General features: G+C 36.6%; 22 protein-coding genes. 21 read left to right on the top strand and 1 reads right to left on the bottom strand.

Annotated features, from left to right (window positions below; translation table 11 throughout):
• The first annotated feature begins 83 nt into the window (after positions 1-83).
• The 21 genes from NST91_RS20210 to NST91_RS20110 all read left to right on the top strand — a co-directional run bounded on the left by NST91_RS20210 (position 84) and on the right by NST91_RS20110 (position 26301).
• Entirely contained in the window at positions 84-1385 is a 1302-nt protein-coding gene (locus NST91_RS20210; RefSeq protein WP_341332582.1) for a sugar ABC transporter substrate-binding protein, read from the top strand.
• A gap of 93 nt (positions 1386-1478) precedes the next feature.
• Positions 1479-2378 carry a carbohydrate ABC transporter permease gene (locus NST91_RS20205; RefSeq protein ID WP_341332581.1) on the top strand — a complete coding sequence of 300 codons (900 nt, stop codon included), beginning with the start codon at positions 1479-1481 and terminating at the stop codon, positions 2376-2378.
• Between the two features lie 49 nt (positions 2379-2427).
• Positions 2428-3309: a carbohydrate ABC transporter permease gene (locus tag NST91_RS20200; RefSeq protein ID WP_341332580.1), complete on the top strand. Its 882-nt coding sequence runs from the start codon at positions 2428-2430 to the stop codon at positions 3307-3309.
• Positions 3310-3425: 116 nt separating this feature from the next.
• Positions 3426-6794 (top strand): polysaccharide lyase family 8 super-sandwich domain-containing protein, encoded by a 3369-nt coding sequence (locus NST91_RS20195; protein WP_341333572.1) that lies wholly within the window; start codon positions 3426-3428, stop codon positions 6792-6794.
• Between the two features lie 116 nt (positions 6795-6910).
• Positions 6911-8353 carry a sulfatase family protein gene (locus NST91_RS20190; protein WP_341332579.1) on the top strand — a complete coding sequence of 481 codons (1443 nt, stop codon included), beginning with the start codon at positions 6911-6913 and terminating at the stop codon, positions 8351-8353.
• Positions 8350-9549, top strand: a complete 1200-nt coding sequence (locus NST91_RS20185; protein WP_341332578.1) for a glycoside hydrolase family 88 protein — start codon at positions 8350-8352, stop codon at positions 9547-9549. The genes NST91_RS20190 and NST91_RS20185 overlap by 4 nt, the downstream gene beginning before the upstream one ends.
• Before the next feature lie 58 nt (positions 9550-9607).
• On the top strand, positions 9608-10207 hold the full coding sequence (locus tag NST91_RS20180; protein ID WP_341332577.1) for a YesL family protein: 600 nt from the start codon (positions 9608-9610) through the stop codon (positions 10205-10207).
• 148 nt (positions 10208-10355) lie between these two features.
• Complete coding sequence (locus NST91_RS20175) at positions 10356-11282, top strand: ROK family protein (protein ID WP_341332576.1); 927 nt, start codon at positions 10356-10358, stop codon at positions 11280-11282.
• Positions 11227-12759, top strand: coding sequence for a sulfatase family protein (locus tag NST91_RS20170; protein WP_341332575.1), 1533 nt, complete (start codon positions 11227-11229; stop codon positions 12757-12759). Before NST91_RS20175 ends, NST91_RS20170 begins: the two co-directional genes overlap by 56 nt.
• Before the next feature lie 27 nt (positions 12760-12786).
• The gene (locus tag NST91_RS20165; RefSeq protein ID WP_341332574.1) at positions 12787-13935 is read left to right on the top strand and encodes an SIS domain-containing protein; all 1149 of its coding nucleotides are present in this window, start codon (positions 12787-12789) and stop codon (positions 13933-13935) included.
• 20 nt (positions 13936-13955) lie between these two features.
• Positions 13956-15101: an N-acetylglucosamine-6-phosphate deacetylase gene (nagA, locus tag NST91_RS20160; RefSeq protein WP_341332573.1), complete on the top strand. Its 1146-nt coding sequence runs from the start codon at positions 13956-13958 to the stop codon at positions 15099-15101.
• Positions 15102-15134: 33 nt separating this feature from the next.
• Positions 15135-16010: a tagatose-bisphosphate aldolase subunit GatY gene (gene gatY, locus NST91_RS20155; RefSeq protein WP_341332572.1), complete on the top strand. Its 876-nt coding sequence runs from the start codon at positions 15135-15137 to the stop codon at positions 16008-16010.
• Positions 16011-16334: 324 nt separating this feature from the next.
• Positions 16335-17279, top strand: a complete 945-nt coding sequence (gene pfkB / locus NST91_RS20150; protein ID WP_341332571.1) for a 1-phosphofructokinase — start codon at positions 16335-16337, stop codon at positions 17277-17279.
• A 94-nt stretch (positions 17280-17373) separates the two neighbouring features.
• A complete protein-coding gene (locus NST91_RS20145; protein ID WP_341332570.1) occupies positions 17374-18618 on the top strand; it encodes an anaerobic sulfatase maturase in 1245 nt (414 codons plus the stop codon).
• A 187-nt stretch (positions 18619-18805) separates the two neighbouring features.
• Entirely contained in the window at positions 18806-19627 is an 822-nt protein-coding gene (locus NST91_RS20140; protein WP_341332569.1) for an ABC transporter permease, read from the top strand.
• Entirely contained in the window at positions 19603-20394 is a 792-nt protein-coding gene (locus NST91_RS20135; RefSeq protein ID WP_341332568.1) for an ABC transporter ATP-binding protein, read from the top strand. Before NST91_RS20140 ends, NST91_RS20135 begins: the two co-directional genes overlap by 25 nt.
• A 49-nt stretch (positions 20395-20443) precedes the next feature.
• Positions 20444-21475, top strand: a complete 1032-nt coding sequence (locus tag NST91_RS20130; protein WP_341332567.1) for an ABC transporter substrate-binding protein — start codon at positions 20444-20446, stop codon at positions 21473-21475.
• Positions 21476-21578: 103 nt separating this feature from the next.
• A complete protein-coding gene (locus NST91_RS20125) occupies positions 21579-23060 on the top strand; it encodes an ATP-binding protein (protein ID WP_341332566.1) in 1482 nt (493 codons plus the stop codon).
• 23 nt (positions 23061-23083) lie between these two features.
• The gene (locus tag NST91_RS20120) at positions 23084-23749 is read left to right on the top strand and encodes a response regulator (RefSeq protein ID WP_341333571.1); all 666 of its coding nucleotides are present in this window, start codon (positions 23084-23086) and stop codon (positions 23747-23749) included.
• Between the two features lie 25 nt (positions 23750-23774).
• Entirely contained in the window at positions 23775-25172 is a 1398-nt protein-coding gene (locus NST91_RS20115) for a sulfatase family protein (protein WP_341332565.1), read from the top strand.
• Between the two features lie 166 nt (positions 25173-25338).
• Positions 25339-26301 (top strand): formylglycine-generating enzyme family protein, encoded by a 963-nt coding sequence (locus NST91_RS20110; protein ID WP_341332564.1) that lies wholly within the window; start codon positions 25339-25341, stop codon positions 26299-26301.
• Between the two features lie 60 nt (positions 26302-26361).
• Here the strand turns inward: NST91_RS20110 and NST91_RS20105 are convergent, their stop codons facing one another.
• Positions 26362-26607: an HPr family phosphocarrier protein gene (locus NST91_RS20105; RefSeq protein ID WP_341332563.1), complete on the bottom strand. Its 246-nt coding sequence runs from the start codon at positions 26605-26607 to the stop codon at positions 26362-26364.
• Positions 26608-26671 lie beyond the last annotated feature (64 nt).

The following is a 26671-nucleotide window of genomic DNA, read 5'->3' as shown; positions in this document are numbered from 1 at the left end:
AAAAAGTTCGAAAAGTTACAATAAGGTAAGCCTTTACAAAGTAATTATACAAAAAAATCTAAGTTAAAAAAGGGGGAAATATTTTGAAAAAGCTTTTTAGTTTTCTAATCTTCTTATCTCTTATCTTAGTTCTAGCAGCATGTGGTGGAAATTCAACATCTGGTGATGGAGATACTTCTAGTGATTCCTCTAGTAAAAAAAATTCAAGTGAGACATCACTAAAAGTAGCTGTATTCCCTGCGGATCTACCATCATTTGAAAGCGCATACGAAAAGTTTAAAGAAGAAAATCCAGATATCAACGTCGAGTTTGAAACGTTCCCACAAGAACAGTACTACGAAAAAATTAGAATGCAACTTTCTAGTGGTATAGGTTATGACGTATTTGCTGGTCAAATCGATACGATGATGGATACTGGGATTATAGAACCACTTGATTCTTATATTGAAAAAAGTGATTTAGATGTTGCAGGTTTTGCCTCTATGTATGATGCGATGAAGTATGAAGAGGGAGTTTTAGGTCTTCCTTATCGTAAATCAAATAATATGATGTTCTACAACAAAGATTTATTTGATCAAGCAGGAGTTGAATACCCAAGTGAGGATATGACGTGGGCAGAATTCCGTGAGGTAGCTAAAAAATTGACGAGCGGAAGCGGCGCTGACAAAACGTACGGGGCATTTATTCAACCTTGGCCACAACTATGGTATATGCAAGGGGTACAAACTGGAGCTTCTATCATTGATAAAGATCTAAGTATTTTTGCAGATTCTCTACAATATCGTATAGATTTGGAAAAAGACGGTTCCATCATGAGTTGGTCCGAGCAAGTTTCTACTGGAGCGCATTACAATGCTGCGTTCCAAAAAGGAAATGTTGCAATGAACATTATTGGTGACTGGCATGTTGCACAGCTCCGACAAGCTGAAGAAGAAGGAAAAATTTCCTTTGACTGGGACGTTGTTCCTGTGCCACACCCTGAAGGTGTAGAAGCAAATACAACACTTGCCTTACCAGTTGCATTAATGCTGAATTCAAAGTCTGAAAATAAAGATGCTGCCTTCAAATTTCTAAGTTATATGACTGGAAAACAAGGTGCTGAAATATTTGCTGGTGATGGATACCTGACAGGTTATGTTGATGAAGATATTAAATCGATCTATCTAGGAGATGGCGAATTAAAGCCAAAAAATGGACACTATTTCTTAGAAACAGTCGAATATCCAGAATATCCAATGTTACCTGGTGTGAAAAACATTGTCGTACAGCAAATCTATAAACAAGAAGGAGAACTTGCTCTAATTGGAGATCAAACCGTCGAGGAAACTATCAATAATATTGCTAAACGTGTTCAAGATGAATGGGCAAGTAAGTATGCAGAATAGGTAATATTAGTTGACATCAAACCATGGTAGGGATGAGCACTGTATTGGGCCACAATACGGTGCTCATTCATATCATAGAAGGGAAGAAAAACAATGAGTAAAAATAGCAAATATCAAACGTCATTTAAGAAGAGAAATCGCCTCATTGGTTATTCGTTTCTTCTACCAAACATTCTAGGTTTTCTAGCTTTTATTTTCCTGCCTGTCATCGCATCATTCTTTATGAGTTTTACTTCATGGAATGGGTTCGGGAAAATTGAATTTATTGGATTAGAAAATTACTTAAGATTGTTTGAGGACACGGATTTTAAGATTTCATTGATAAATACTATCTTGTTTACCCTCATTTCAGTACCAGTAACGTTATTCTTATCACTTTTAATTGCAGTAGCACTAAATAAAGGAATGCGACTAGTAAAAGTGTTCCGTACTGCTGTATTTTTACCGTATGTAACTTCAACCATTGCTGTTGCTGCTGTTTGGCAATTAATCTTCAATCCAACAGCTGGACCCGTTAATGGGTTCTTATCAAATCTTGGATTTGATAATCTACCAGGATGGTTTTCTTCTCCAGACTGGGCTCTTTTTTCTGTATCCATTGTGTACATATGGCATTCTGTTGGATACTACATGATTATATTTTTAGCAGGCTTACAAGGTATTCCAGAAGATGTATATGAAGCAGCAGATATTGATGGTGCGAGCTCCATTTCAAAATTCTTTAAAATAACAATGCCGATGTTATCACCTATTATGTTCTTTACTTCTATTATTGCGATTATCAATTCCTTCAAAGTCTTTGACTTTGTATACGCGTTAACTGGTGGAGGACCAGGTCGTTCTACTCAGGTGCTTGTGTACGATATATATACCACAGCATTTAAGGAGTATGAATATGGATACGCTTCTGCAATGGCCTATATCCTATTTTTACTAATCCTAATTTTTACGGCTTTAAATTATTTAGGTCAAAGAAGATCCCTCAATTCATAAGAGAGATGAAACCGTGCCATATATTAGACAAAGAGGGGAGAATCGATTCGTGGAATTAGTGACGAATTCAAAAAAGGTGGAATCGAAGAGAAATCAAAGAAAACCACTACAGAAAATAAAATTTAGTACATTCTTAAAATATTTATTTGTTATTACCTTGTCACTATTAATGGTTATTCCTTTTATTTGGATGCTCTCTTCATCATTCAAAGCAGAGTCCGAAATATTTGGAATTCCAATTCAGTGGATTCCAGAAACGTTTTACTGGAGTAACTATGTGGAAGTGTGGACGAGGGTTCCATTTCATCTTTACTATTTAAATACATTGAAAATAACGGTTATCACTGTAATTTTGAACGTGTTAACAAGTTCGATGGCGGGATATGCATTTGCCAAAGTGAGATTCCCAGAACGAGATAAATTATTTTTCCTATATATTGCGACCATGATGATCCCTTATCAAGTAATGATGATTCCGCAATTCATGCTGATGAGTGAATTAGGACTTGTTAATAACCATCTATCGCTTATCTTACTTGGAGCCTTTAATCCATTTGGAGTATTCTTGTTCCGTCAATTTTTCTTATCAATCCCAGATGAATTACTAGAGGCAGCAAGAATTGACGGATTAAATGAATTTGGAATTTACTTAAAGATTATTTTGCCACTTTCAAAACCGGCAATAGCATCACTGGTTATTTTTTCTTTTATGCATACATGGAATGACTTCCTTGGACCTTTAATTTATCTTACATCAGATCATCTATACACAATCCAATTAGGAATCCAGCATTTTATTACTGAGTATAACACTGAATATGCCTTATTGATGGGAGCTGCAGTATCTGCGATTATCCCTACAATTATTGTCTTTTTCTTAGCACAAGACCATTTCGTTAAAGGAATCGCATCATCAGGGATTAAAGGTTAATAAAAATGAATCAGTGGTGGATCGAGTCGTGTCCCCACTGTTTCCTATTCACCAAGGAAATGACAGGAGTGGTAGTAAAGAAACCAATGTAGGAGTGGAGAAAATAAGTGAAATTAATGAGAAGAATAGGAATACTAACTATTATTTTCCTCTTAGTATTAACTAGTCTTACAGGAAATCAACTTTTTGCCAATGCCAATAATGCAAATTTATTAAACCCTGGGTTTGAAGACACGGTAGAAGCTAGTGGGGGTTGGGATGATTTAGGAGCAGCCGACTGGAATGTATGGGTACCTACTGGGAATCCTGTTGTTTCAATCTCAGAAGAAGCAAGCATGGAAGGAAAATATGGACTACTGATCAAAGCAAAAGAAACTGCACGAACTTCTGTGAATCAGGATATCTCTGTTACGGGAGGGGACCATTACCGAGTAAGCAGTTGGGTGAAGACCGATAACATAGTTAGTGGTCAGGGTGCTAGGATGCGAATAACCACCTTTCAAGGGAGTCAACAATTGGAGTTGATTTATTCAGATCGATTCACAGGAACCCATGACTGGACTAAAATCGAAAAGGATATACATCTGAATGAAAACGTCGATCGTATTCGAGTACAGCTTTTCTTTGAAACAGGAACAGGAACTGCGATGTTCGACAATGTAGCGGTGGAGCATATCAGTCCAGCACAAGAGATTTCAATAGATGAAGAAGAAATTACATTAGTAGAACAGGAAAGTATGGAACTAAATTTAATTGTAGAGCCTTCTAATACTAGCTCGACAATTTCATGGATGTCTATGGATGAAGAGGTTGTAACTGTAGAAAATGGTAAAGCACAAGCGGTTGGCGTAGGGGAAACTACGATTATCGCTTATGCAGATAATGGTTTATACGATACTGCTACGGTGAAAGTAAACCGTAATGAAGGAATAACAAGGCCAGCGTTAGAAGAAATAGGTTTAGAATCTACTGAACTTTCATTAACAACTGGTCAAGTTAGAGTATTAGAAGTAGCCCATGAACCACAAGATGCGGATACCGATACTCTCATTTGGTCATCCTCCAATCAAGAAGTCGTAAAAGTTAAAGATGGAGTAGTGGAAGCTATCGGTGCCGGTACAGCCATTGTTAATGTGAAGACTGATTATAGTGCTTTAGAAAGTGAAATGACCATTACAGTTACCGAGGCAGTAACGGATGAATATGACGAGCTCAGGAAAAGGTGGGAAAGCTCTCTAACTGGTCTTGAATATTATGATCCAGCCAATGAACGTATGAATGAAGTTATTCAAAATCAAACCAAAAGAGCGAATCAATTGTGGAAAAACATGAACAAAAATGAGGAAAGATCCTTTTTATGGATGGAGTATTCTTCTTTTGATAATTCCTCTGATATTCGGGATAGTTATCGTAATTTAACAACAATGGCGAAAGCATATGCAAATGAACATTCAACATTATATCAGAATCCAGCACTATTTAAGGATATTGCTTCCGGTTTAGAATGGCTCTATGAAAATCACTATAACGAGAGTATTAATCAATGGAGTAACTGGTGGCATTGGGAAATTGGAGTTCCAAAGGAATTAAATGATTTGATGGTTCTCCTATACGATTCATTAGATTTGGAAACGGTACAACGCTACTTAGCTGTAGTAGATCATTTTCAGCCTGATCCGACCAAATCTGGAGCTACAACACCTACTAATTACAGGGAAGCGGTTGGTGCAAACCGTATTGATGTAAGTAAAGTCGTTGCTGTACGTGGCGTTATTGTAAAGGAGAGTCAGAAAATTGCTGCTGCACGGGATGCATTAAGTCAGACTTTCCTAAATGTTACTAACGGAGATGGTTTTTATGAGGATGGATCATTTATTCAGCACGAGGATGTGGCATATACTGGCTCTTACGGTAATGTCCTCTTAGAAGGGCTAACTGATATGTTAGAGCTATTAAGTGATTCCACTTGGAAAGTTACTGACAATAATGTAGAGAATGTGTATGAATGGGTGGATAAATCCTATGAACCCTTAATGTATAAAGGGGCATTAATGGATATGGTAAGAGGTAGAGCAATTTCCAGGTCCTTCTTACAAGACCATCAAGCGGGGCAAACGATCATTAAGACTGTTATACGGATGGCGGAATTTGCCCCAGAACCGTATGCGACAAAATATAAAGCAATGGCAAAGTTCTGGATCGAAGAGAATACATACTTCGATTACTTTAAAAACACTAGTAACTTCAAGGACTATAAACTTGCAAAGAATTTAATGAATGATTCATCTGTCATATCTAGAGGTGAACTAGATCTTCATGTAACCTATGCCAATATGGATCGGGTCATTCATAGAAAACTAGGTTATGCATTCGGAATTAGTATGTATTCCAATCGTGTTCAAAACTATGAAGATATGAATAACGAGAATAGAAAAGGTTGGTATACAGGAGAAGGAATGACGTATTTGTATACTGGCGACTTAGGCCAATACAGTGGTGATTTTTGGCCAACGGTCGACCCATACCGTATGCCTGGAACCACGATAGACACCATGCACAGAGCAGACGGCAGTGGAGAACATAATTCCACGCAATCATGGGTGGGAGGTTCTACATTAAACACGTATGGAACAGCTGGTATGTCTTACGATGCGTGGAATAGTTCATTAGTCGCGAAAAAGTCTTGGTTTATGTTTGATGATGAAATTGTTGCACTTGGCGCAGGAATTTCAAGCGGTGAAACGAGAAACATTGAAACGATTATAGAGAATCGAAAAATTCGGGATGATGGTTCCAATAAGTTAAGTGTTAATGGAGAAATTCAGAATGGAGAAGAAACAACGGTTACTGCGGAATGGGCATTCCTTGAAGGGAATGTAAAAGGGGCAGATATCGGTTATTACTTCCCTAAAAAAGAACAAATTACCGTGAAGAAGGAAGAACGAACTGGAACATGGTATGACATTAATTATACAGAACCAACAGATACAGTAAGCAGGTCCTATGCAACTATGTGGATAGATCATGGTTTAGCACCAAAGCAAGATATGTATTCTTATGTCCTGCTTCCAAATAAGAATCAAGAACAAGTAAAACAATACGCTACTAACCCAGATATTAAAGTCTTAAAAAATGATGATTCCGTTCAGGCGGTTTATGAAGAAAAACAACATATCATTGGGGCGAATTTTTGGGTTAATGAAAAGCAGACAGTTGGGCCTTTAACTGTTTATCAGCAAGCATCCATCACAATGCAGGCAAAAGACGGGATTCTCGAAATTGCAGTCTCTGATCCAACTATGGAAAACGATGGCTATATCGAAATTGATATTGATGGTAAAGCCTTTTCCGTAATCGAAGCAGATGAGAACGTTGAGGTAGTGAATACAAAACCTTACATTAAATTAAAGGTCAATGTTCAAGACGCAAAAGGTGCTAGTTTCAATACAAAACTAAAACTTATTCCAAATCAATATAAGTATTAATTGTATTTGCCACCCATCCCCCCACTAAATAAGTGGGGGATAGGTGTAGGAAAGCAATCCAATTTTGTTCAAAACTAATGGAAAAAATGAAAACCACATGATGGAGAGTGAGTTAGATGGAGAGCAACAATAGACCTAACCTTGTGTATATTTTTGCAGATCAATGGAGAAGACAGGCGGTGGGTTATGAAGAGGAGGATCAAGTAATCACACCAAATATAGATGCTTTTTCCAAAGAAGGTACAGTTTTTTCAAATGCGTTGACTGTTTCTCCATTGTGCTCGCCTCACAGAGCATCTTTACTGACAGGAAAATATCCTATTCATACGGGAGTATTTACAAACTGTAAAGTAGGTGCGGATGTCATGCTACAACCAGATGAAACTTGTATAAGTGATGTCTTAGCAGATTCAGGCTACGAAACCTGCTATATCGGAAAATGGCATCTTGACTTACCTGAACTAAACGTGACTGATAAGCCTGCTTCAGGTGCTAAAGGATGGGATGCTTACACCCCACCTGGTCCAAAGCGTCATGGATTTCAGCATTGGTACTCATACGGTGCCTGGGACGACCACTTATCTCCACATTACTGGGGGGATAGTCCGGAAAAGATAAAAGTCCAACAATGGTCCGTTGAACATGAAACAGATAAAGCAATTGAGTTTATTGAAAAACGCGATCAAGAGAAAGCTTTTGCACTCTTTATTTCGTGGAATCCACCACACAGCCCATTTGACCAAGTGCCGGATAAATACCGAAAAGTATATGAAGGAATGGATCTCAAGTTTCGTAAGAATGTAGAGATTCGTGATCCACTATTGGTTCATACCGGAGAACATGTTGATGGCGGAGAAGAGAAGTTAAAGGAAAATCAACTTAATTATTTTGCTGCTATAACTGGAATAGATGAGCAGTTTGGTAGAATTCTAGAATTATTAAAAGAAAAAAACTTAAATGAAAATACCATTGTGGTACTCACATCCGACCATGGAGAGATGATGGGTTCACATGGTCTAATGGCGAAGCATGTATGGTATGAAGAATCAATCGGAGTACCATTTATCATCCGCTGGCCTAATAAAATACCAAAGGCAAAATCAGAAGTGTTGTTAAATACTGTTGACATTATGCCAACGATTTTATCATTAATGAATTTGGTAGCACCAGATTCGGTTGAGGGAACAGATTTATCTGATTTTATCATTAAGCAAACGAATGAAGGCCCAGAATATGCGTATATTAGCTGCTATCCTGGAAGAAAAGAAGCCTTGGAGCAATTCCAAGAAGCAGGAGTAAGTAATCTCGCCTATGGATGGCGCGCAATAAGGTCGAAAGAATATTTGTATGTGATTCACAATGGATATTCTCCGGAAGATGTACAAATTAGGTTGTTTTATAAGTTAATGGAGGATAAATTTCAACAACACCCAGAAGTAATCAGGGAGCCAATCAAACATCCAATCGTATCGAAACTAGAGGGGAAATTATGTGACTGGTTAAATGAAATGAACGATCCATTTTTACTATATCATGTGAAAAAGGTGGTAGAACAATGACTGTAATTGTAAATGAGGTACATACGGAAAAAATTTTAAATAAAGAAAGATTTGAACAGAAGTCTAACGTAAACAGAGCATTTGTTGAAAAAGCAATTGACCATGTATTAGCAAAAATCGATCAAAGCTTAGATGAGTTTACTGATTTCTTTCCCGATTCAAATAGTGAAAATCTGGTCTATAAACCAATCGAAAACGTAGAGTGGACGACAAGCTTCTGGACTGGAATGCTTTGGCTAGCTTATGAATGGACTGGTGATGAGAAATATCGAAAAGTTGCAGAAAAACAGCTTGATAGCTTTGTAGAACGATTAGAAAAGCGAATTGAAGTTGATCATCATGATTTAGGATTTCTATATTCGCTGTCATGTGTGAATGCATATCAATTAACTGGGAATGAAAAGGCAAAAGAAACAGCCATTAAAGCGGCTGACCTATTAATCACTAGGTATTACGACAAAGCGGGTATTATCCAAGCATGGGGAAATCTAAATGACCCTGCAGAGCGTGGCAGAATGATTATTGATTGCAATATGAATCTACCATTACTCTATTGGGCATCAGAAGTTACTGGTGATAAAAAATACCATCAGATTGCCGAAACACATGTCAAACAAGCAGCTAAATATATTGTGAGGGAAGATGCATCAACATTCCACACTTATTATATGGATCCAGAAACTGGTAAGCCGTTGTATGGAAATACAAGACAAGGATATTCAGATGATTCTTGTTGGGCCCGTGGCCAAGCATGGGGTATTTATGGTTTTCCTTTAAGTTACTCCTATACAAATGATTGGAGTTTAATTGAACTAACGAAAAAACTCACAAACTACTATTTAAATAGAATCCCTAAAGACTACATTTGCTATTGGGATTTGATATTTACTGATGGTGAAGAAGAAAGAGATAGTTCTGCTGCAGCTATAACAGTTTGTGGATTACTAGAATTAACAAAGTATTTACCACTAACTGATGAAGATAAGAAGTTATATGAAAATGCAGCGTTATTGATGGTTGAATCACTTTATGAAAATTATCGAACTGAAATTGACAGTGAAGCAAATGGAATTCTCAAACACGCGGTCTATTATAAAGGGGGAGGCCGCGGAATCGATGAAAGCTGTATTTGGGGAGATTATTATTATTTCGAAGCCCTCATTCGATTAGCAAAAGATTGGAAAAAGTACTGGTAAGAATAAATTAGTTGGTTAAATATAATGCCTACCACATGTAGAAAAGGAGACAAAAGATATGGGAATATACGACAGTAAATTATATAGGGCAATGGATTTTATCATGAATACCTTCTTATTAAATTTAATTTGGATTCTTATGTGTATTCCCATTATCACGATTTTCCCAGCAACAGCAGCTATGTTTGGTGTCATTCGTAAGTGGAAAAGAGAAGGCGAAATCAAAATATTCGCCTCCTTTTTCCGTTTTTTTAAAGAAAATGTAAAACAGGGAATCGTCCTCGAGTTAATCTGGTTATTTATCGCCTTTCTTTTTATAGTTAACTTTAATTTTACAAATCAAATTCCTTCAAATGTGAAGTATGTGTTATTTGCAGTTTACTTTCTGGTCTTAATCCAATTTATCTTTATCACTCTGTATATATTCCCAGTCATGGTTCAATACAAAGTAACTTGGATCCAGACGATTAAAAACTCACTTATTCTCTCGATTCGTAACCTACCTAATACAATTTTATTACTCCTAATTCTGAGTGCAGGTATAGCGATTATTTACTTTTTTGCAGGGGCTACAATGATCATTTTTAGTTTAATTGCATATTTCATTTATAGTGTTGTGGATTGTACTTTCAATAAGATGACAGAAGAAAGTATCTAATTATTATAGGTATGATAATATTAAGCAGAATTATTCGAAAATAAAATTGGACCCAACAACCCATCAATTGTATAATGAAAATACAGTCTAATAAATTATTAATCTAACTGTAATTAAGATTTAAGTATTGTGGTGAGGTGATATATACATGAAACGATCAATAGGAGTCGATATTGGAGGAACGAAGATTGCCGCAGCAATCATTGATAAAGATGCAAACATTCTGTTTCGTTCAGAGGTACCAAGTGACCCAAGTGATAAAGAAAAAATGTTTCAACAAGTAGTGAAGGTAATTAACAATGTTTTGGATGAATCGCATTTGAACATGCAACAACTTGAAGGCATTGGGTTAGGGGTACCAGGAATTTTAGATCGAGAATCAGGTATCGCTGTTTTTCAAAATAATTTGCCGTGGAGAGGTTTTCCGGTTATTCAACGGATCAAGGAAGCCTTTCCTGCAGATAAAGTTGTAATTGATAACGATGTTTATATGGCAGCCTTTGCAGAGTGGCAAAAATATGGAGCAAATCCACATGAGACCTTTGTATATTTTACAATCAGTACTGGCATTGCGGTTTCAATTATTCATAACGGAGATTTTATTCGAGGAATGGGATTTGCTGGTGAACTGGGGTTATTGCCTGTGAAATCTGCCAATGGAATCGAAAGACTGGAACAAGCGGCAGCTGGCCCTGCGATTCAAAAATTAACGAACAATTCAATGACAACTAAAGAGGTCTTCGAAAAGTATCAGCAAGATGATGAATTTGCACACTCTTTAATTCCGAAAGTAGTTGAATCACTTGTACATGGCTGTTATGCCATAACTTGTTTATTAGACCCCGAAAAAATTGTCTTTGGGGGAGGAGTTATTAATAACAATCCTTTTTTGCTTCCATTAATCAAGGAGAAAATGGAGGAGTACTGTATTCCAGACCAGAAAGCAGCTGTCAGCCGATTGCATTTAAGTCAATCGAAGGGTGATGCTGGTGTTCTTGGAGCTGGACTGAGAGTTTTTGATGGGATGCGAGGAGATACCAGTGAAAAAACCAAATATCTTATTAATCACGAGTGATCAGCAGCATTTTGACACGATTGGAGCTTTTAATTCTGAAATTCAAACCCCCAATCTAGATCGTCTAGTGAAGGAAGGTATTACGTTTCAACGAGCGTATTGTCCCAATCCAACCTGTACGCCATCACGAGCATCAATCATAACAGGAATGTATCCGAGTCAGCATGGTGCATGGACTTTAGGAACCAAATTATTAGAAGACCGCCATACAATTGGAGAATACTTACAGGAAAACAATTATCGTACTGCTTTAATAGGGAAGGCTCATTTACAACCAACCAAAACAACAGATGAATACGAGTCCGTTGAATCCTATCCACTATTAGCAGATTTGGAGTATTGGAAGAGCTTTGATAAAGAATTTTATGGGTTTGAACATGTTGAACTAGCACGAAACCATACGAATGAACATCTTGTAGGACAACATTATGCTTTATGGATGGAAGAAAAGGGATGTGAAAATTGGCGTGACTACTTTCTTTCACCAACAGGTAACATGGACCCAAATATAAAGTATAAATGGGATATTCCGGAAGAGTACCATTATGATACGTGGATAGCAGAGAGGTCAAATGCTCTACTAGAAGATTACGTAAAAAATGGTGAGAATTTCTTCTTGTGGTCTAGCTTTTTTGATCCACACCCACCATACCTTGTACCAGAACCGTGGGATACAATGTATGACCCGGAACAATTGACCATACCAACAGGAAAAGAAGGGGAGCATCAGCAAAATCCCCCACATTTCCAAATGACCCAAGAATTAAACCCTGATTTCAGCTCTTACATGGAGACTGGCTTTGGAATTCATGGCTACCATACTCATCGTGACATTGACGAAGAAAACCATAAAAAGCTTTCAGCTACCTACTACGGCATGATAAGTATGATGGATAAATATATTGGAAAAATTCTTGATAAGCTTGATGAACTAAATATCGCTGACAATACGATTATTGTCTTTACAAGCGATCATGGTCATTTCTTTGGGCAGCATGGGCTCCAGTATAAAGGCGGGTTTCATTACGAAGATTTGATTAAAGTACCTTTTATTGTTCGCTATCCAGGGAAGATTCCTGCTGGAGTTGTTTCAAATGCTTTGCAATCATTGGTAGACCTCACACCTACATTTATGGATTTTGCAGGTTTAAAGATTCCTAGCGAAATGACTGGTGTTAGTCAAAAGGAAGTTTGGAAAGGAAATCTAAGTAGTGTTCGTGACCATATCATCTGTGAATTTCGTCATGAACCAACGACTATTCATCAAAAAACATACGTAGATGAGAGGTATAAACTTACAGTCTACTATAACCAAACATATGGGGAGTTATTTGATTTACAAGAAGACCCCAATGAATATAACAATCTTTGGAATCATCCAGATTACACTACTTTGAAAATGGAACTGTTATTGAAATACATTTGGGCTGAATTGGGCAATGAACCACTTCCTATGCCACGAATATCACATGCATAACAATGAATATAGTTGGGAGATGTACTTATGTTGAAATTAGAAGGCGCTACACATACTGCTTCCGAAATTTTCCAGCAACCGGTTGTTTGGAAAAAGTCAATTTCACTTTTTGCTCAAAAAAAGGATGAATATAAAGGTTTTCTACAGGACATATATTCAAAACACGAAGTTGTTAAGGTAATCCTAACTGGGGCAGGTACTTCAGCGTTCATCGGTGATATACTTGCACCAATATTTAAACGAGAGGGTAAAAATAAGGTCTTTTTTGAAGCTGTAGCTACAACAGAAATTGTATCTAATCCAAGCGAATATTTAGTTTCAGAAATACCGACCATTCTCGTTTCGTTTGCGCGTTCTGGAAATAGTCCAGAAAGTGTAGCGACTGTTAATCTAGGTCAACAATTAATTAACGATTTTTATCAAGTCGTTATTACTTGTAACAAAGACGGACAGCTTGCTCAAAACGTAAAGGATGACAAGGATAGTCTCGTTATCTTACTTCCTGAAGAAGCGAACGACAAATCATTAGCGATGACGAGTAGTTTTTCTTGCATGCTGTTAATGGCTTACGCCTTGTTTACAAACAATCCATCTTTTGAACAAGAAATGGATCTTGTGATTGAAAATGGAAAACAATTAATTCAATCAGTGGAAGCATCAGTAGACAGTGTGTTGGAATCTGAGTTTAATCGTATCATTTATCTTGGTTCTGGATTACTTGGCCAATTAGCTCATGAAGCTTCATTAAAGATGCTAGAGCTAACCGCAGGAAAAGTAGTCGCAACATTTGAATCTTCATTAGGTTTTCGTCATGGTCCCAAATCAATTCTTAATGATCAATCAGTTGTTGCATTATTCCTATCAAGTGATCCTTATACAAGAAAATATGATCTCGATATTCTTAAGGAAATTGCAGGAATTCCAGGGGTTAAAGTCATCGTATTAACAGAAAAAATAGATGAAACAGTAGAACAATATGCAGATTGGAAGTTCTCGGTGAATACATCTCGAGAATTACTGAGTAACGACTTTTACTTAGCTTTATTATATATCGTCTTTGCCCAAACATTAGCCATGAAAAAGTCTATCAATCTAGGCATTTCACCTGATAATCCAAGTCCAAATGGAGTCATTAGCCGTGTTGTTCAAGGTGTAACAATCTACGATTATGAGTGAGCTGTAAAGGAAGAATGACAATGACATACTATTTAAAAGCTGAAAAATATCTGCTAGAAAATGAGGAAAAAAAGGGTGGCTACTTGGTAATTGATGACGGGAAGTTTGGGTCTATTGTGAGCCAGGTTCCGGAGGATGCAGAAATCATTGATTACAGTGGTTACACGATTGCTCCAGGGCTATTTGATACTCATATTCACGGTATTAAAGGAAATGACATTATGGATGGAAAGGTAGAAGTAGTCAAAGAAATCTCAAAGACACTCCTTTCTCTAGGAGTGACTCGCTTCTTACCGACTACATTAACGTCATCAAAAGATGACTTGGACCGTGCAATAATTGCAATTCGAGAAGCGGTAGAAGAAGGTCTTCCAGGTGCCCAATCGGAAGGAATTTTTTTAGAAGGCCCATATTTCACTGAACTTCACAAAGGAGCGCAAAATGCTAGCTACTTCCGAGATCCAGATATTAAAGAGTTTGAATATTGGCAAGTATTAGCGAATGGATCTATTAAAAAAATAGCAATTGCACCAGAAAGAGAAGGGGCTTTTGAGTTTATTCGAAAAGTGAGTAAAGAAGGTGTATTAGTGAGTATTGCTCACACTGATGCAACTTATGGATGCTGTATGGAAGCTGTGGATGCGGGGGCAAGGAATTATGTCCATTTATTTAATGGAATGACTGGATTACATCATCGAGAACCAGGTGTCGTTGGGGCAGCTTTAATAGACGACAGAGCTTATGCTGAACTAATATGCGATAGCTTTCACGTGCACCCGGATGTTTCCTCGTTAGCATTACGAATCAAAGGGGAAAAATTACAACTGATTACAGACTGCATGCAAGCAGGATTAATGCCGGACGGCAATTACCAACTTGGTGAATTTCCAGTAGTCATGAAAGATGGAATAGCCCAACTTGAAGGCGGTTCCCTAGCAGGGAGTACGTTGAAGTTAATTAATGGAGTAAAAAACCTACAAGAGTGGAGTAACGAGCCTTTATATAAAATCTGGCATCTAGGCTCATTAACTCCGGCTGTGAGTGTAGGGAGAGATATGATTCTGGGTAGCATTTCATCAGGTAAGGTTGCTGATTATGTTGTTATAGATGAACAATTTGAGGTTCAGGCTACAGCAGTTGCGGGCGAAGTAAAGTATCAGAAATAAAGGGTTAAAAAATCTAATAAAGGGTGATGAAAATTGGTATCTGTTCAACCAAAGAGTTTAATACAAAATACAAAAGAAATGTTGTTAAAAGCAAGTCGTGAGAATTATGCAGTACCAGCATTTAATATTCATAACCTCGAAACGATTCAAACGGTTGTTGAAGCTGCTGTGGAATTAAGGTCTCCTATCATTCTAGCAGCGACTCCAGGAACGATGAACTATGCTGGACGATCTTATATTCAAGCGATTGTAGAAGTAGCTGCAAGAGAAAATGACATACCAATTGCGCTGCACCTTGATCACCATGAAACTTATGAATCTATTGTAGAGTCCTTAGAATTAGGAACAAAATCAGTGATGATTGATGGCTCGCATTTATCATTTGAAGAAAATATTGCGCTTGCAAAAAAAGTGGCTGATAAGGCTCATGAATATGGTGCTACTGTTGAAGCTGAGCTTGGGAAATTAGTGGGACAAGAGGACGATCTTATTGTTGAAGCAAAAGATGCAGCTTATACGGATCCGGATACTGTCGAAGAATTTGTAGCACGAACAGGTATTGACTCACTTGCAGTTGCAATTGGAACAGGCCACGGATTATACGAAACAAAACCAAATCTTGATTTTGCCCGCCTTGCTAAAATTAAGAGTTTGACCGATGTACCAATTGTGCTCCATGGTGCATCAGGAATTTCTAAAGAAGATGTTCAAAAGTGTATTTCCTTAGGCTGTGCTAAGGTAAATATCTCAACAGAACTAAAAATTCCTTTCTCAGCTGGTTTGCGAGAACATTTGATTGCAAACCCACAAGAAACAGATCCAAGAAAATATTTTGGACCAGCAAAAGCGAAAATGAAAGAAGCAGCAATTGAAAAAATCTTAATCTGCATGAGTAACGGAAAAGCATAACTTTTTTCAGCAGAATTCCTTTAACTATTAAAGGAGTCGTACTTTGCGTGTGGGTTCAAACCCAACTGAATAAAGTTATAGCCTCCGGCAGATGCTACGATTTTTCAAAGGAAATTTTTCGAGCAGAAAGATTAAAGACTAAGAGCGCCACATCCTGTGGCAACGTTTTTATGACCCACCTCGTGTGGGCCTAAAAATCAGGCGCAAATTACGCCAAGGCGAATTTGATTTTGAATTAGGTGAGGGATCGAAACCTATGTGTGTATATATGCGCAAGGAGAGTTCCTCGCCTTTTTTGATAAATAGAAATAGAGGTGTATATTCATGATTTTAACCATTACTTTAAATCCTTCTGTTGATATCAATTATAAGATGGATTATTTTTCATTAGATAAAGTAAATAGAGTCAATACTGCCGGCAAAACAGCAGGTGGTAAAGGACTAAATGTAGCCCATGTACTAAGGCAATTAGAGGAAGAGACTGCTGCATCAGGTTTCTTGGGAGGTAGTTTGGGTGAATTTATTCGAAAAGAAATAAACAAAAAGGGAATTAGGAACTTTTTTGTGGAAATTGGAGGCGATACCCGGAACTGTATTGCAATAATTCATGAAGGCAAGCAAACTGAAATCTTGGAAGATGGTCCGGACATCAGTGAAAAAGAATCAAACGAATTCTTAAAACAATACTCAGAAGCAGTACAGCAGTCAAATTATATTACAATCTCAGGAAGTACTCCACAGGGAATAAACGACGAGTATTACAGCGATTTAATCGACATTGCACATCAGTTTCAAAAACCTGTTTTATTAGATACAAAGGGTTCATTACTAAAAGCAACATTGCGAGGTAACAATAAACCTTTTTTAATTAAACCCAATCAAGATGAATTAGGTGACTTATTCGGAAAAAGGCTGACAAGCGAAAAAGAAATTTTCTCAACTTTACAAAAGGATCTATTTCAAGGAGTAGAATGGGTTGTCGTCACACTAGGGGGAAATGGTGCAATTGTAAAACATAATGAGAATATATACCGAGTTCAAATACCGAAAGTAAAGGTTGTAAATCCTGTTGGCTCTGGTGATTCAGTTATCGCTGGTTTTGCAGCGGGGTTATCGCGCGGTTTAAAGGAAGATGAACTTATTAAATTTGGTCTTGCAATGGGAACATTAAATGCTTTGGAAGAGCAGACAGGAAGTGTTGATGTGACTAAGATTACTTGGTGTGTAGATTCGATAAAAGTAGAAAAAATAGAGGAGTTAGCCGTATAGAAGCTGAAAACCTTAAGTCTATGTGATTAACATCACCGTAGCTTTTTATTCTTTTTAATAATATAAGGATAAAAGGATAAGGTGGGAAAGTTGAATGAGTGCCTGTGGAATAGGAGCAACAAATCTTACAGGAGTTCTTTGGAAAACAGTTTCAGAGGCTTGTAATCTAGCATGTGATTATTGTTACTATAGCAAGTGTAAAGGTAAGATCGATCAATTAAATATAATTGAGGATGAAGTACTTGAAAAGTTTATTAAAGAATATATGGCCATGTCAAACGGTGTGGCTTCTTTCGTATGGCAAGGTGGAGAGCCCCTATTAGCAGGGCTAGACTTCTTTAAAAAGGTAGTCTCACTTCAGGCCAAATATGCAAAACAGAATACAATCATAAGCAACTCCGTTCAAACAAATGGAACATTAATCACGAGAGAATGGGCAAAGTTTTTTAAAAGATACAATTTCTTAGTTGGTGTTAGTCTCGACGGTCCTAAACATATTAATGATGCAAAGCGGGTTACAGGTTCAGGTGGTGGTAGTTTTAACTCCATTATGAAAGGCATCCAGTACTTAAGAGATGAGAAGGTAGATTTTAATATCTTAACTGTCATCCATGAGGGAAATGTTACAAAAGGGAATGAATTAATGGAATTCTTTCTGAACGAGCAATTTCAATATATTCAATTCATTCCTTGTATGGACTTTAAAGCACAGGAAGTTGGACAATTAGGAAGGTATACGATTACACCAAAGGAGTATGGTGATTTTCTATGTCAAGTATTTGATAGTTGGTATAATGACGGAAATCCAACTATCTCTGAACGATTTTTCGATAATATGTTGGCCGTCTATCTTCATCAACAAGCAGAGATCTGTATTCACCGAGTGACTTGTCCAAAAACATTAATTTTGGAACAAAATGGGGATGCGTACCCCTGTGATTTTTACATACATGACGATTTTTACTTAGGCAATGTGGGAAAGGATCCGCTCAACGATATTATTAACCATAAGAAATTTAATGAATTTACTCGTTTAAAAGAAAATCTGTCAGAGCAGTGTTTGAACTGTGAATTTCTCCACCTATGTCACGGAGGTTGTCCAAGAGCTCGTAGTTGGGACCCACAGAAACAAACAGACAATGTTGAATATTTTTGCCAAAGCTATCAACAAATTTATCAATATGCTCATGAAAGAATGCAAATGGTAGCAGAAAAAATAAAGGAAAGAAAACTAGTAGAATATCTCCAAAGTGGAGGAAAGCTTCCCGAAAGAAATGATCGTTGTATTTGTGGAAGTGGAAGGAAGTTTAAGAAGTGTTGTGAGAAGCTAATTCATTAATAGATATCAAATTTTATTTTTTATATGTATAGTAGAAGTATAATTAATGCGGATGGTCAGGTCTTTATCTGATTATCCGCATTTTTAGTTAATACATAAAGGGTTGTAAGAAAATTCATACTTATTTATTTATTTCACCGGTGTTAATATTTGTAGTAACAAATAAACAGATGAATTGGGTGATTAAATGGAAGCGGATACAACCCTAGAGAAACCACAGATAAAGAATAAGTTAAGCACACATTGGATTGAAAAGATCCCAAGTAAAGGCTGGTTAGTCATATCGTTACTTGTAGCGATTGCCTTTTGGACAATATTATCATTAATCCCATCCACTGCAAGAAGTTTTCCGAATATTTTTTTAGTAGCAGATTCAGTTCGGACGATGTTAGGTAGGGGCGTTTTTTGGAGTGATATTGCGAGTAGTTTAATTTCAGTAATGTCAGGATTTGGACTAGGTTTTATAATAGCACTTCCTATAGCGATTCTTATGGCGTGGTATAGACCCATTCGTTTTATTATTGAACCGTGGATACAATTTATTCGTAACATACCACCATTAGCATATGTCCCATTAGTTGTAATTTCAGCAGGAGTTGGCCGCACACCTCAAATCATTGTTATTACGATTGCAACATTTTTAACTATGTCAATCACTATCTATCAAGGTGTTAAAAATATCGATCCAACTTTAATAAAAGCCGCTAAAGTCTTAGGTGCAAAGGATAGGGATATCTTTCTAAAGGTATTTGCTCCTGCATCATTGCCATTTATTATGACTGCTATTCGATTGGGAACTGCAGTTGGTTTAACTTCACTGATTGCTGCAGAATCTACTGGTGCCTCAGCAGGATTGGGTATGAGAATCCGGGCTTTAAATAATACCTTCGAGTCTGCACCTATGCTCTTATATATCATTATTATCGGTATAATCGGTTTGATTTTTGAAAGACTCGTAAAGTTGTTAGAAGGGAGATTAACTGGATGGCAGGAAAAGAGAGACCTATAAAAGTCAAAATAGATAACGTAATGAAAACGTATAATTCACGCAACGGTGAAGTCATTGCTCTAAATGGAGTAAATCTAGATATAAAGGAAAATGAATTCATTACAGTTGTTGGTCCATCTGGTTGTGGTAAATCTACTTTGTTAAATATCATCGCAGGTTTAGAGAAACCTACATCAGGAACCGTGTATTGTGATAATAATGAAATAATAGGAACCGGTACCGAAAGAGGAGTTGTCTTTCAACAGTACGCGTTATTTCCATGGCTAACCGTAAAAGGAAATGTTGAATTTGGACTTAAAATACAAGGGATTAAGAAAAAAGAAGCAGAAGAACTTGCATTAAAATATATAAAGATGGTTGATTTAGAAGACTTCGTTGACCATTATCCTAAAGAGTTATCTGGTGGCATGAAACAACGGGTAGCGATAGCTAGAGCATATGCAGCTAACCCTTCTGTATTATTAATGGATGAACCCTTTGGAGCGCTTGATGCACAAACGAGAACCCAGCTTCAAGAGGAATTACTACATACTTGGGAAAAGGAGCAAAAGACATGCTTTTTTATCACCCATGATGTTGATGAAGCCATTATTTTGGGTCAAAAAGTAGTCATTATGAGTGCAAGACCAGGGAGAATAAAAGAAATTGTTGAGATTAATATCCCGTATCCTAGAAATCAAGAAACAAAGATTACTAAAGAGTTTTTGGATGCAAAAAATTATATTTGGAGCCAAGTTTATAAAGAGTATTTAGAAGTAAGAAAATAATCTTTTAATCAATACTTTAAAAGATAAATTACTTTAAGGGGGAAAAAGAATGAAAAAGCTTCTTGGTTTAATTATGATCACACTGATTGCATTTTTCGTAATAGGTTGTTCTAGTGATGAGGTCTCTAAAGGAAAGGAAGATGGGAAAAATCCAAGTAATAAAGAAAGTTTGACGACTATGAAGGTTGGGTATATGCCAAACTATGCGAGCCTAAATACTGTAGTAGCGGGAATGAGGATTGGTAGTTTTGAAGATGAAGGTATTGAAGTTGAACTTGTTGAATTTGCTGATGGTCCAACAATCATAGCTGCTTTAGAATCAGGAAGTATTGATATTGGTTATATCGGGCCAGGTGCTCACGTTTTGCCGATTCAAGGCAAAGCAGAAATCTTTGCGTTTTCACAATTAGGAAATGCTGATGAGGTAATTGGAAATGTTGAAAAAGGCGTTAGTTCGATTAAGGATTTAAAGGGTAAAACAATTGCTGTTGCAACAGGTACCTCAAGTGAAACGATATTAGATTTAACATTAGCTGAAGTAGGTTTAACAAAGGATGACGTGAAGTTAATGAACATGGATGCATCTGCAATTGTGACGGCAATGATTTCCGGAAGCGTTGATGCTGTAGCTACATGGTCCCCTAACACGAATGCTATTAAGAATGAAATGGGAGACAAAGTAGTTATGTTATCAAATAATGCTAGGTATGCAGAACAATTCCCTTCAATTGCTTCATGGGTTATTACCCCAGGCTATGCTGATAAAAATGGTGTTCCTTTAGAAAGCTTTACAAGAGGCTTGATGAAGGCGATGGATTATCGAGTTGACCACTTAGAGGAAGTTGCGGAGTGGGTAGCAGAGGAAATAGCGGTAGATCCAGCTTCTGTAGTTGAACAAACAGGTGACGGAGAGTGGATTACTTCTGAGGAGCTAATTAAAAGAATTAATGACGGAACCCTAGAGGCATATTACAAAAAACAACAGGAAAACTTTATTGAGGCAGGCAGATTAACTGATGCAGATATGAGACCGGTAAAAGAATATGTTTTATTTGAAAATATGCAAAATGCGGCTAAATAGATTTTTATAATAGTAGATAATGAGTTAGAATAATGATAAAAATGGGGGCTATTCTATTTTACCCATGAATATATAGATAGCCTATTTTAAAGGTGAAACAAGCATGCTCATTATACTTATGATTTTTCTCATCATTTCATCAATTATGGTATTACTCGTAAAACGAAATAAAGAATCCTTCTATATTTTTGGTATGTGCATCAGTTTAGCCATAATGTTAACCGGTATTTTACTATACATAGCCAAAAAAGGTGGAATTAGTAGGGAACTTCAAGACTTTCTATATTTTAATAATAATATAAAAATAAGTATCCAATACTTTGTCATTACGCTTGGGCAAATGGGATATATCATTGCTATAGGGAGATATCTTTTTCCTATGTTTTTGTTATTACTCTCCTTACACTACTCAATGATACCCTTGTTTCAAAGGAATTACTGGATAAAAAGAGTGATCGTATTTATCCCAATCTTCACCTTAATTTTATATTATCCCACTATTTTTTTTGGGATTACAAATTTGAATGAGAACATACAACGTATAATCACTTACGGAACAGTGATTTGGATAGTTTCATTTATCATTTTCTCAACATTTCTGTTATTCTATGAAGCACACTCGATTGTGATTAGATTCTTCAAAAAGAAATTTATCTTGATTACTTCCTTTGTTATGTCATTATGTATTTTTTACTTTCTTTATTTTGGTCAAGATCCAGCCCAAGTTTATTCTTTTTATTCTTATGAAAACGGTATCTATTATTTGAAGAATGTATTATCCGTACCTGCTTATATCTTACTAATTGTATTGAACGTTATCTTCGGGATTATTGGTTTTACTAGCATTATTAAATACACTCGGGAAATTTTTGAATCAAGTAGAGAGGAAATAACGATCCAAAGAAAATTTGATGCTATTAGTACAGGAACTTCGGTCTTTGTACATAGTATCAAAAATCAATTGCTTTCTAATCGTGTTTTATTTAAACGGCTTAAATCAACAATGGAAAGTAATGTTGATGTAGATGTAGAAAAATTAAAAGAATTGACTGAATCGTTATCAAAACAGAATGAAAACATTCTAACAAGAATTGAAGAGCTTTATCGAGCTGTAAAATCAAATGTTGTGCATTTGGTACCAGTTGATATTCATGTAATACTTATAAACTCTCTTGATAGGTTTTATCAAAAATTTCCGGACATTAAAGTGGACTTTGAGTTTTCAACTACTAGTAATGTCTTGGCTGATAAAGTTCACCTAAGTGAGGCTGTATATAACCTTTTAATTAACGCTCAAGAGGCAGTAAGTGCTTTACATGAGAATGGTGAAATCAATCTACATTGTTATGATTCTAGACAATTTACAGTAATAGAGGTAAAGGATAACGGAATTGGTATTAGTAAGAACGAAGCCAAGAAAATTTTTGAACCATACTATTCTAAAAAGAATTCCAATTCTAATTGGGGTATGGGATTGCATTATGTACGAATGATAGTGAAGGAACACTTCGGAAGTATAAGATTTGAGAGTGAAGTAAATAAAGGAAGTAGTTTTTATATATTATTGCCTAAATATAAGGGTTAAAGAAGTGATGCTAAGTGAATGTAATGATTAAAATATTAATTGCCGATGATTTTCAGCTTCTGGTAGAGGACATGGCGGAACTAATTAATAGGCAAATGGATATGACAGTAGTCGGAACAGCCAATAGTGGACAGGATGTTATCATTCTTGCCAAAGAGATAGAACACGATATTATCTTAATGGATATAGAAATGGAAAATACTACTGCTGGAATTTATGCAACAGAAATAATTAGAGATTTGAATAAAGAAGAAAAAATTATTTATCTCACAGCACACGAAACAAAGAATATGATACTTACAGCAATGGGGACTGGGGCCATTGATTATATTGTAAAAGGAACGGACGAAAGTGAAATTTTAAATCATATACGCAGCGCCTACAAAGGACAATCACTAATGGATAGTAAGATTCAAGAAGTTATTATGAATGAGTATAAAAGGTTACAGCAATCAGAAAAAAGCTTACTTTTTTTTATTAATAATATATCAAATCTAACTGCCACTGAAAGAGAATTAATTGGATTCCTTTTGAAGCGAATGAAAGTAAGGGAAATTGCTAGAGAACGAGGAGTAGAGATTGTAACTATTAAATCTCAAATTAATAGATTACTAAAAAAACTGGGGGTATCAAGAACGAAAGAAATTGTTAAAAAAATAAATGATCTGAATCTATCACATTTATTTTAAATTTTCTTCTAGGGGGATGTATCAAATGGAAAATAATAAACAACCAAATATTGTTTTCATCATGAGTGATGACCACGCTGCACATGCGATGAGCTGTTATGGTAGTAAAATTAACACAACACCTAATCTAGATAGAATTGCAGATGAAGGGATGCGTTTTGATAACTGTTTTTGTACAAATTCAATTTGTGCACCGAGCCGCGCAACTATTCTGACTGGCCTTTATAATCACGAAAATGGTGTAAAGACGCTTGGTGATAATTTTGATAGCCGTCAACCGACGATACAAAGGATTTTGGGGGAAAATGGTTATCAAACTGCATTAATTGGTAAGTGGCATCTAGGTCATGGGGGGCATCATGATCCCGCAGATTTTGATTATTGGAACATCTTTCCTGGCCAAGGTGATTATCATGATCCTGTTATGATTGAAATAGGAGAAGAAAAAAAGGTAAAGGGCTATGCTACTGATTTAGTTACAGATATATCCATTGACTGGATAAAAAATAGAGATGTTAACAGACCATTTATGCTTATGTGCCACCATAAAGCACCACATCGCCCTTGGGACCCAGACGAAAGACATGCTCATTTATACGAGGATGTAGATATTCCTGAACCAGAAACTTTTCATGATGATTACTCTGGGAAAGCTTCAGCAGCAAAAGAGGCAACCATGAGGATTGACAGAGACCTTCGTGTTCGAGATGTTAAGGCTGAGCCGCCAGAAGGACTTTCTCAGAAAGAATTAAAAAGTTGGTATTATCAACGCTATATAAAAGATTATTTACGTTGTGTAGCGTCTGTTGATTACAATGTTGGTCGAATCCTAGATTATTTGGATGAAGCAGGTTTAACGGAAGACACGATAATCGTTTATACGTCCGATCAAGGATTTTTCTTAGGTGATCATGGCTGGTACGATAAACGTTTTATGTATGAGGAATCCCTAAGAATGCCATTCATTATTCGTTATCCAAGGGCAATTAAGGCTGGTTCGGTTACTAAGGATTTTGCACTTAATGTAGATTTTCCAGAGACTTTTCTTGATTATGCAGGTATAGAAATTCCTAGTCATATGCAAGGAAGAAGCTTACGTCCAGTCTTAGAAGGAAAAACACCTGAAGATTGGCAAACATCCATGTATTATCGCTATTGGGAACATCTAAGTGTGGAGCATAAAGTTGGAGCTCATTATGGTATACGTACCCATAAATATAAATTAATTTATTATTATGGAGAGGCTTTAGGTAATGCAGATGCGATAGACGAACAGCGAACACCAGAGTGGGAGTTATTTGATCTCGATAAGGATCCTTATGAAATGTGTAATGTATATAATGACCCTAATTATACAGAGAAAATTGAAGTTTTGAAAAAGGAATTATATCGCCTTAAAGCTGAAGTTCGTGATTATGAGTAATTGTTAAGTTTGATGGTAGTTAGCAGGAGTCTTAATCATACCTTGCTGACTACTTTTTTATGGTGATCTAAATCAATATGAGTGAAAGTTTAGAGATTACCTTTTATAATCCTGCAGGGAATAATTATAAAATGACGAATTGTAATAAAGAAGGGGGCGTGACAGCATGAGCAAGGTAGTAAGGTCTTGTTGTTCAGTTAGTCGAACAGAAGGTAAAACACGGGAGACAAATGCTTCATTAATGACTATGGATAAAGTGAAAAACCATTCATCGATTGACGGCATGGTCTACATCCCAGGTGGAGAATTTTTAATGGGAACCGACCAAAAAGAAGGATTTCCCGCAGATGGAGAAGGGCCAGTTCGTAAAGTGAAAATAAATCCTTTTTATATGGATACTTATGCTGTTACCAATGCACAGTTTGCAGAATTTGTGAATGATACTGGTTATAAAACAGAAGCAGAAGTGTTTGGTTGGTCATTTGTGTTTTATCAGTTAATATCGAAAGAAGTAGCGAAGACCGTTAAAAATCAGGTTGCATCGACACCTTGGTGGTGGGTCGTAGAAGGTGCCTATTGGAAAAAGCCTGAAGGGGTAGATTCCTCGATTGACAATCGAATGGACCACCCAGTTATTCATATTTCGTGGAATGATGCTATGAAATACTGCGAGTGGGCTGGGAAGCGGCTTCCAACTGAAGCAGAGTGGGAATTTGCAGCAAGAGGAGGTTTAGAGCAAAAAATTTATCCGTGGGGAGATGAATTAACCCCGGATGGTGAACACCTTTGTAATATTTGGCAAGGGAAATTTCCACATGTAAATACAAAATTAGATGGCTATTTATCCACTGCACCCGTCTCAGAATTTCCACCTAACGGTTATGGGTTATATAATATTGTAGGGAATGTATGGGAGTGGTGTGAAGATTGGTTTAGCCCCACTTTTCATGTGTCTGATACAGGAGATAATCCGAAGGGACCGGCTACTGGGCAAACAAAAGTAATGAGAGGTGGATCTTATCTTTGTCACCACTCGTACTGTAATCGTTACCGGGTTGCTGCGAGAAGTTCGAATACACCAGATAGCTCAACTGGAAATCTCGGCTTTCGCTGTGTGAAAGACATATGACTAAATAACCACAATCAATATCAATAACTGATATCGATTGTGGTAATATTTAAATAGAAATTAAATAAAAGTCTCAAGCCACTCTAATGTTTCCTCTTCATCTGGACCCTCAATTTTAACAGTTATAATCTGTCCTTCACGAATACCTGCCCCCATTAACCCTAAAATACTTTTGGCATTGTAAGATCTATTTTTAAACTGAAATTCAACATCACTTGTAAACCTACTGAGATTCTGAACTAATTCCCCTGCTGGCTTAGCATGTAGACCTTCCTTGATCGTAACTGTAACTTCTTTTTCAATCAAAGCATTCCACTCCTTACAAGAGTTAATTTTAAAATGACCATTACTACATTTATTCTGAGAAAAT

Source organism: Ferdinandcohnia sp. FSL W7-1320 (genome assembly GCF_038050315.1).
GTDB lineage: Bacteria > Bacillota > Bacilli > Bacillales > Bacillaceae_L > Ferdinandcohnia > Ferdinandcohnia aciditolerans.
Note: the sequence above shows the minus strand (reverse complement) of the source record. Positions and strands in the feature narration are given on the sequence as shown.

Bases quoted from the DNA above. Each gene is read 5' to 3' on its own strand.
- NST91_RS20205 (WP_341332581.1), top strand. From the start codon at position 1,479: ATGAGTAAAAATAGCAAATATCAAACGTCATTTAAGAAGAGAAATCGC.
- NST91_RS20195 (WP_341333572.1), top strand. From the start codon at position 3,426: ATGAGAAGAATAGGAATACTAACTATTATTTTCCTCTTAGTATTAACT.
- NST91_RS20190 (WP_341332579.1), top strand. From the start codon at position 6,911: ATGGAGAGCAACAATAGACCTAACCTTGTGTATATTTTTGCAGATCAA.
- NST91_RS20185 (WP_341332578.1), top strand. From the start codon at position 8,350: ATGACTGTAATTGTAAATGAGGTACATACGGAAAAAATTTTAAATAAA.
- NST91_RS20180 (WP_341332577.1), top strand. From the start codon at position 9,608: ATGGGAATATACGACAGTAAATTATATAGGGCAATGGATTTTATCATG.
- NST91_RS20175 (WP_341332576.1), top strand. From the start codon at position 10,356: ATGAAACGATCAATAGGAGTCGATATTGGAGGAACGAAGATTGCCGCA.
- NST91_RS20170 (WP_341332575.1), top strand. From the start codon at position 11,227: ATGGGATGCGAGGAGATACCAGTGAAAAAACCAAATATCTTATTAATC.
- NST91_RS20165 (WP_341332574.1), top strand. From the start codon at position 12,787: ATGTTGAAATTAGAAGGCGCTACACATACTGCTTCCGAAATTTTCCAG.
- nagA (WP_341332573.1), top strand. From the start codon at position 13,956: ATGACATACTATTTAAAAGCTGAAAAATATCTGCTAGAAAATGAGGAA.
- pfkB (WP_341332571.1), top strand. From the start codon at position 16,335: ATGATTTTAACCATTACTTTAAATCCTTCTGTTGATATCAATTATAAG.
- NST91_RS20145 (WP_341332570.1), top strand. From the start codon at position 17,374: ATGAGTGCCTGTGGAATAGGAGCAACAAATCTTACAGGAGTTCTTTGG.
- NST91_RS20140 (WP_341332569.1), top strand. From the start codon at position 18,806: ATGGAAGCGGATACAACCCTAGAGAAACCACAGATAAAGAATAAGTTA.
- NST91_RS20135 (WP_341332568.1), top strand. From the start codon at position 19,603: ATGGCAGGAAAAGAGAGACCTATAAAAGTCAAAATAGATAACGTAATG.
- NST91_RS20130 (WP_341332567.1), top strand. From the start codon at position 20,444: ATGAAAAAGCTTCTTGGTTTAATTATGATCACACTGATTGCATTTTTC.
- NST91_RS20125 (WP_341332566.1), top strand. From the start codon at position 21,579: ATGCTCATTATACTTATGATTTTTCTCATCATTTCATCAATTATGGTA.
- NST91_RS20120 (WP_341333571.1), top strand. From the start codon at position 23,084: ATGATTAAAATATTAATTGCCGATGATTTTCAGCTTCTGGTAGAGGAC.
- NST91_RS20115 (WP_341332565.1), top strand. From the start codon at position 23,775: ATGGAAAATAATAAACAACCAAATATTGTTTTCATCATGAGTGATGAC.
- NST91_RS20110 (WP_341332564.1), top strand. From the start codon at position 25,339: ATGAGCAAGGTAGTAAGGTCTTGTTGTTCAGTTAGTCGAACAGAAGGT.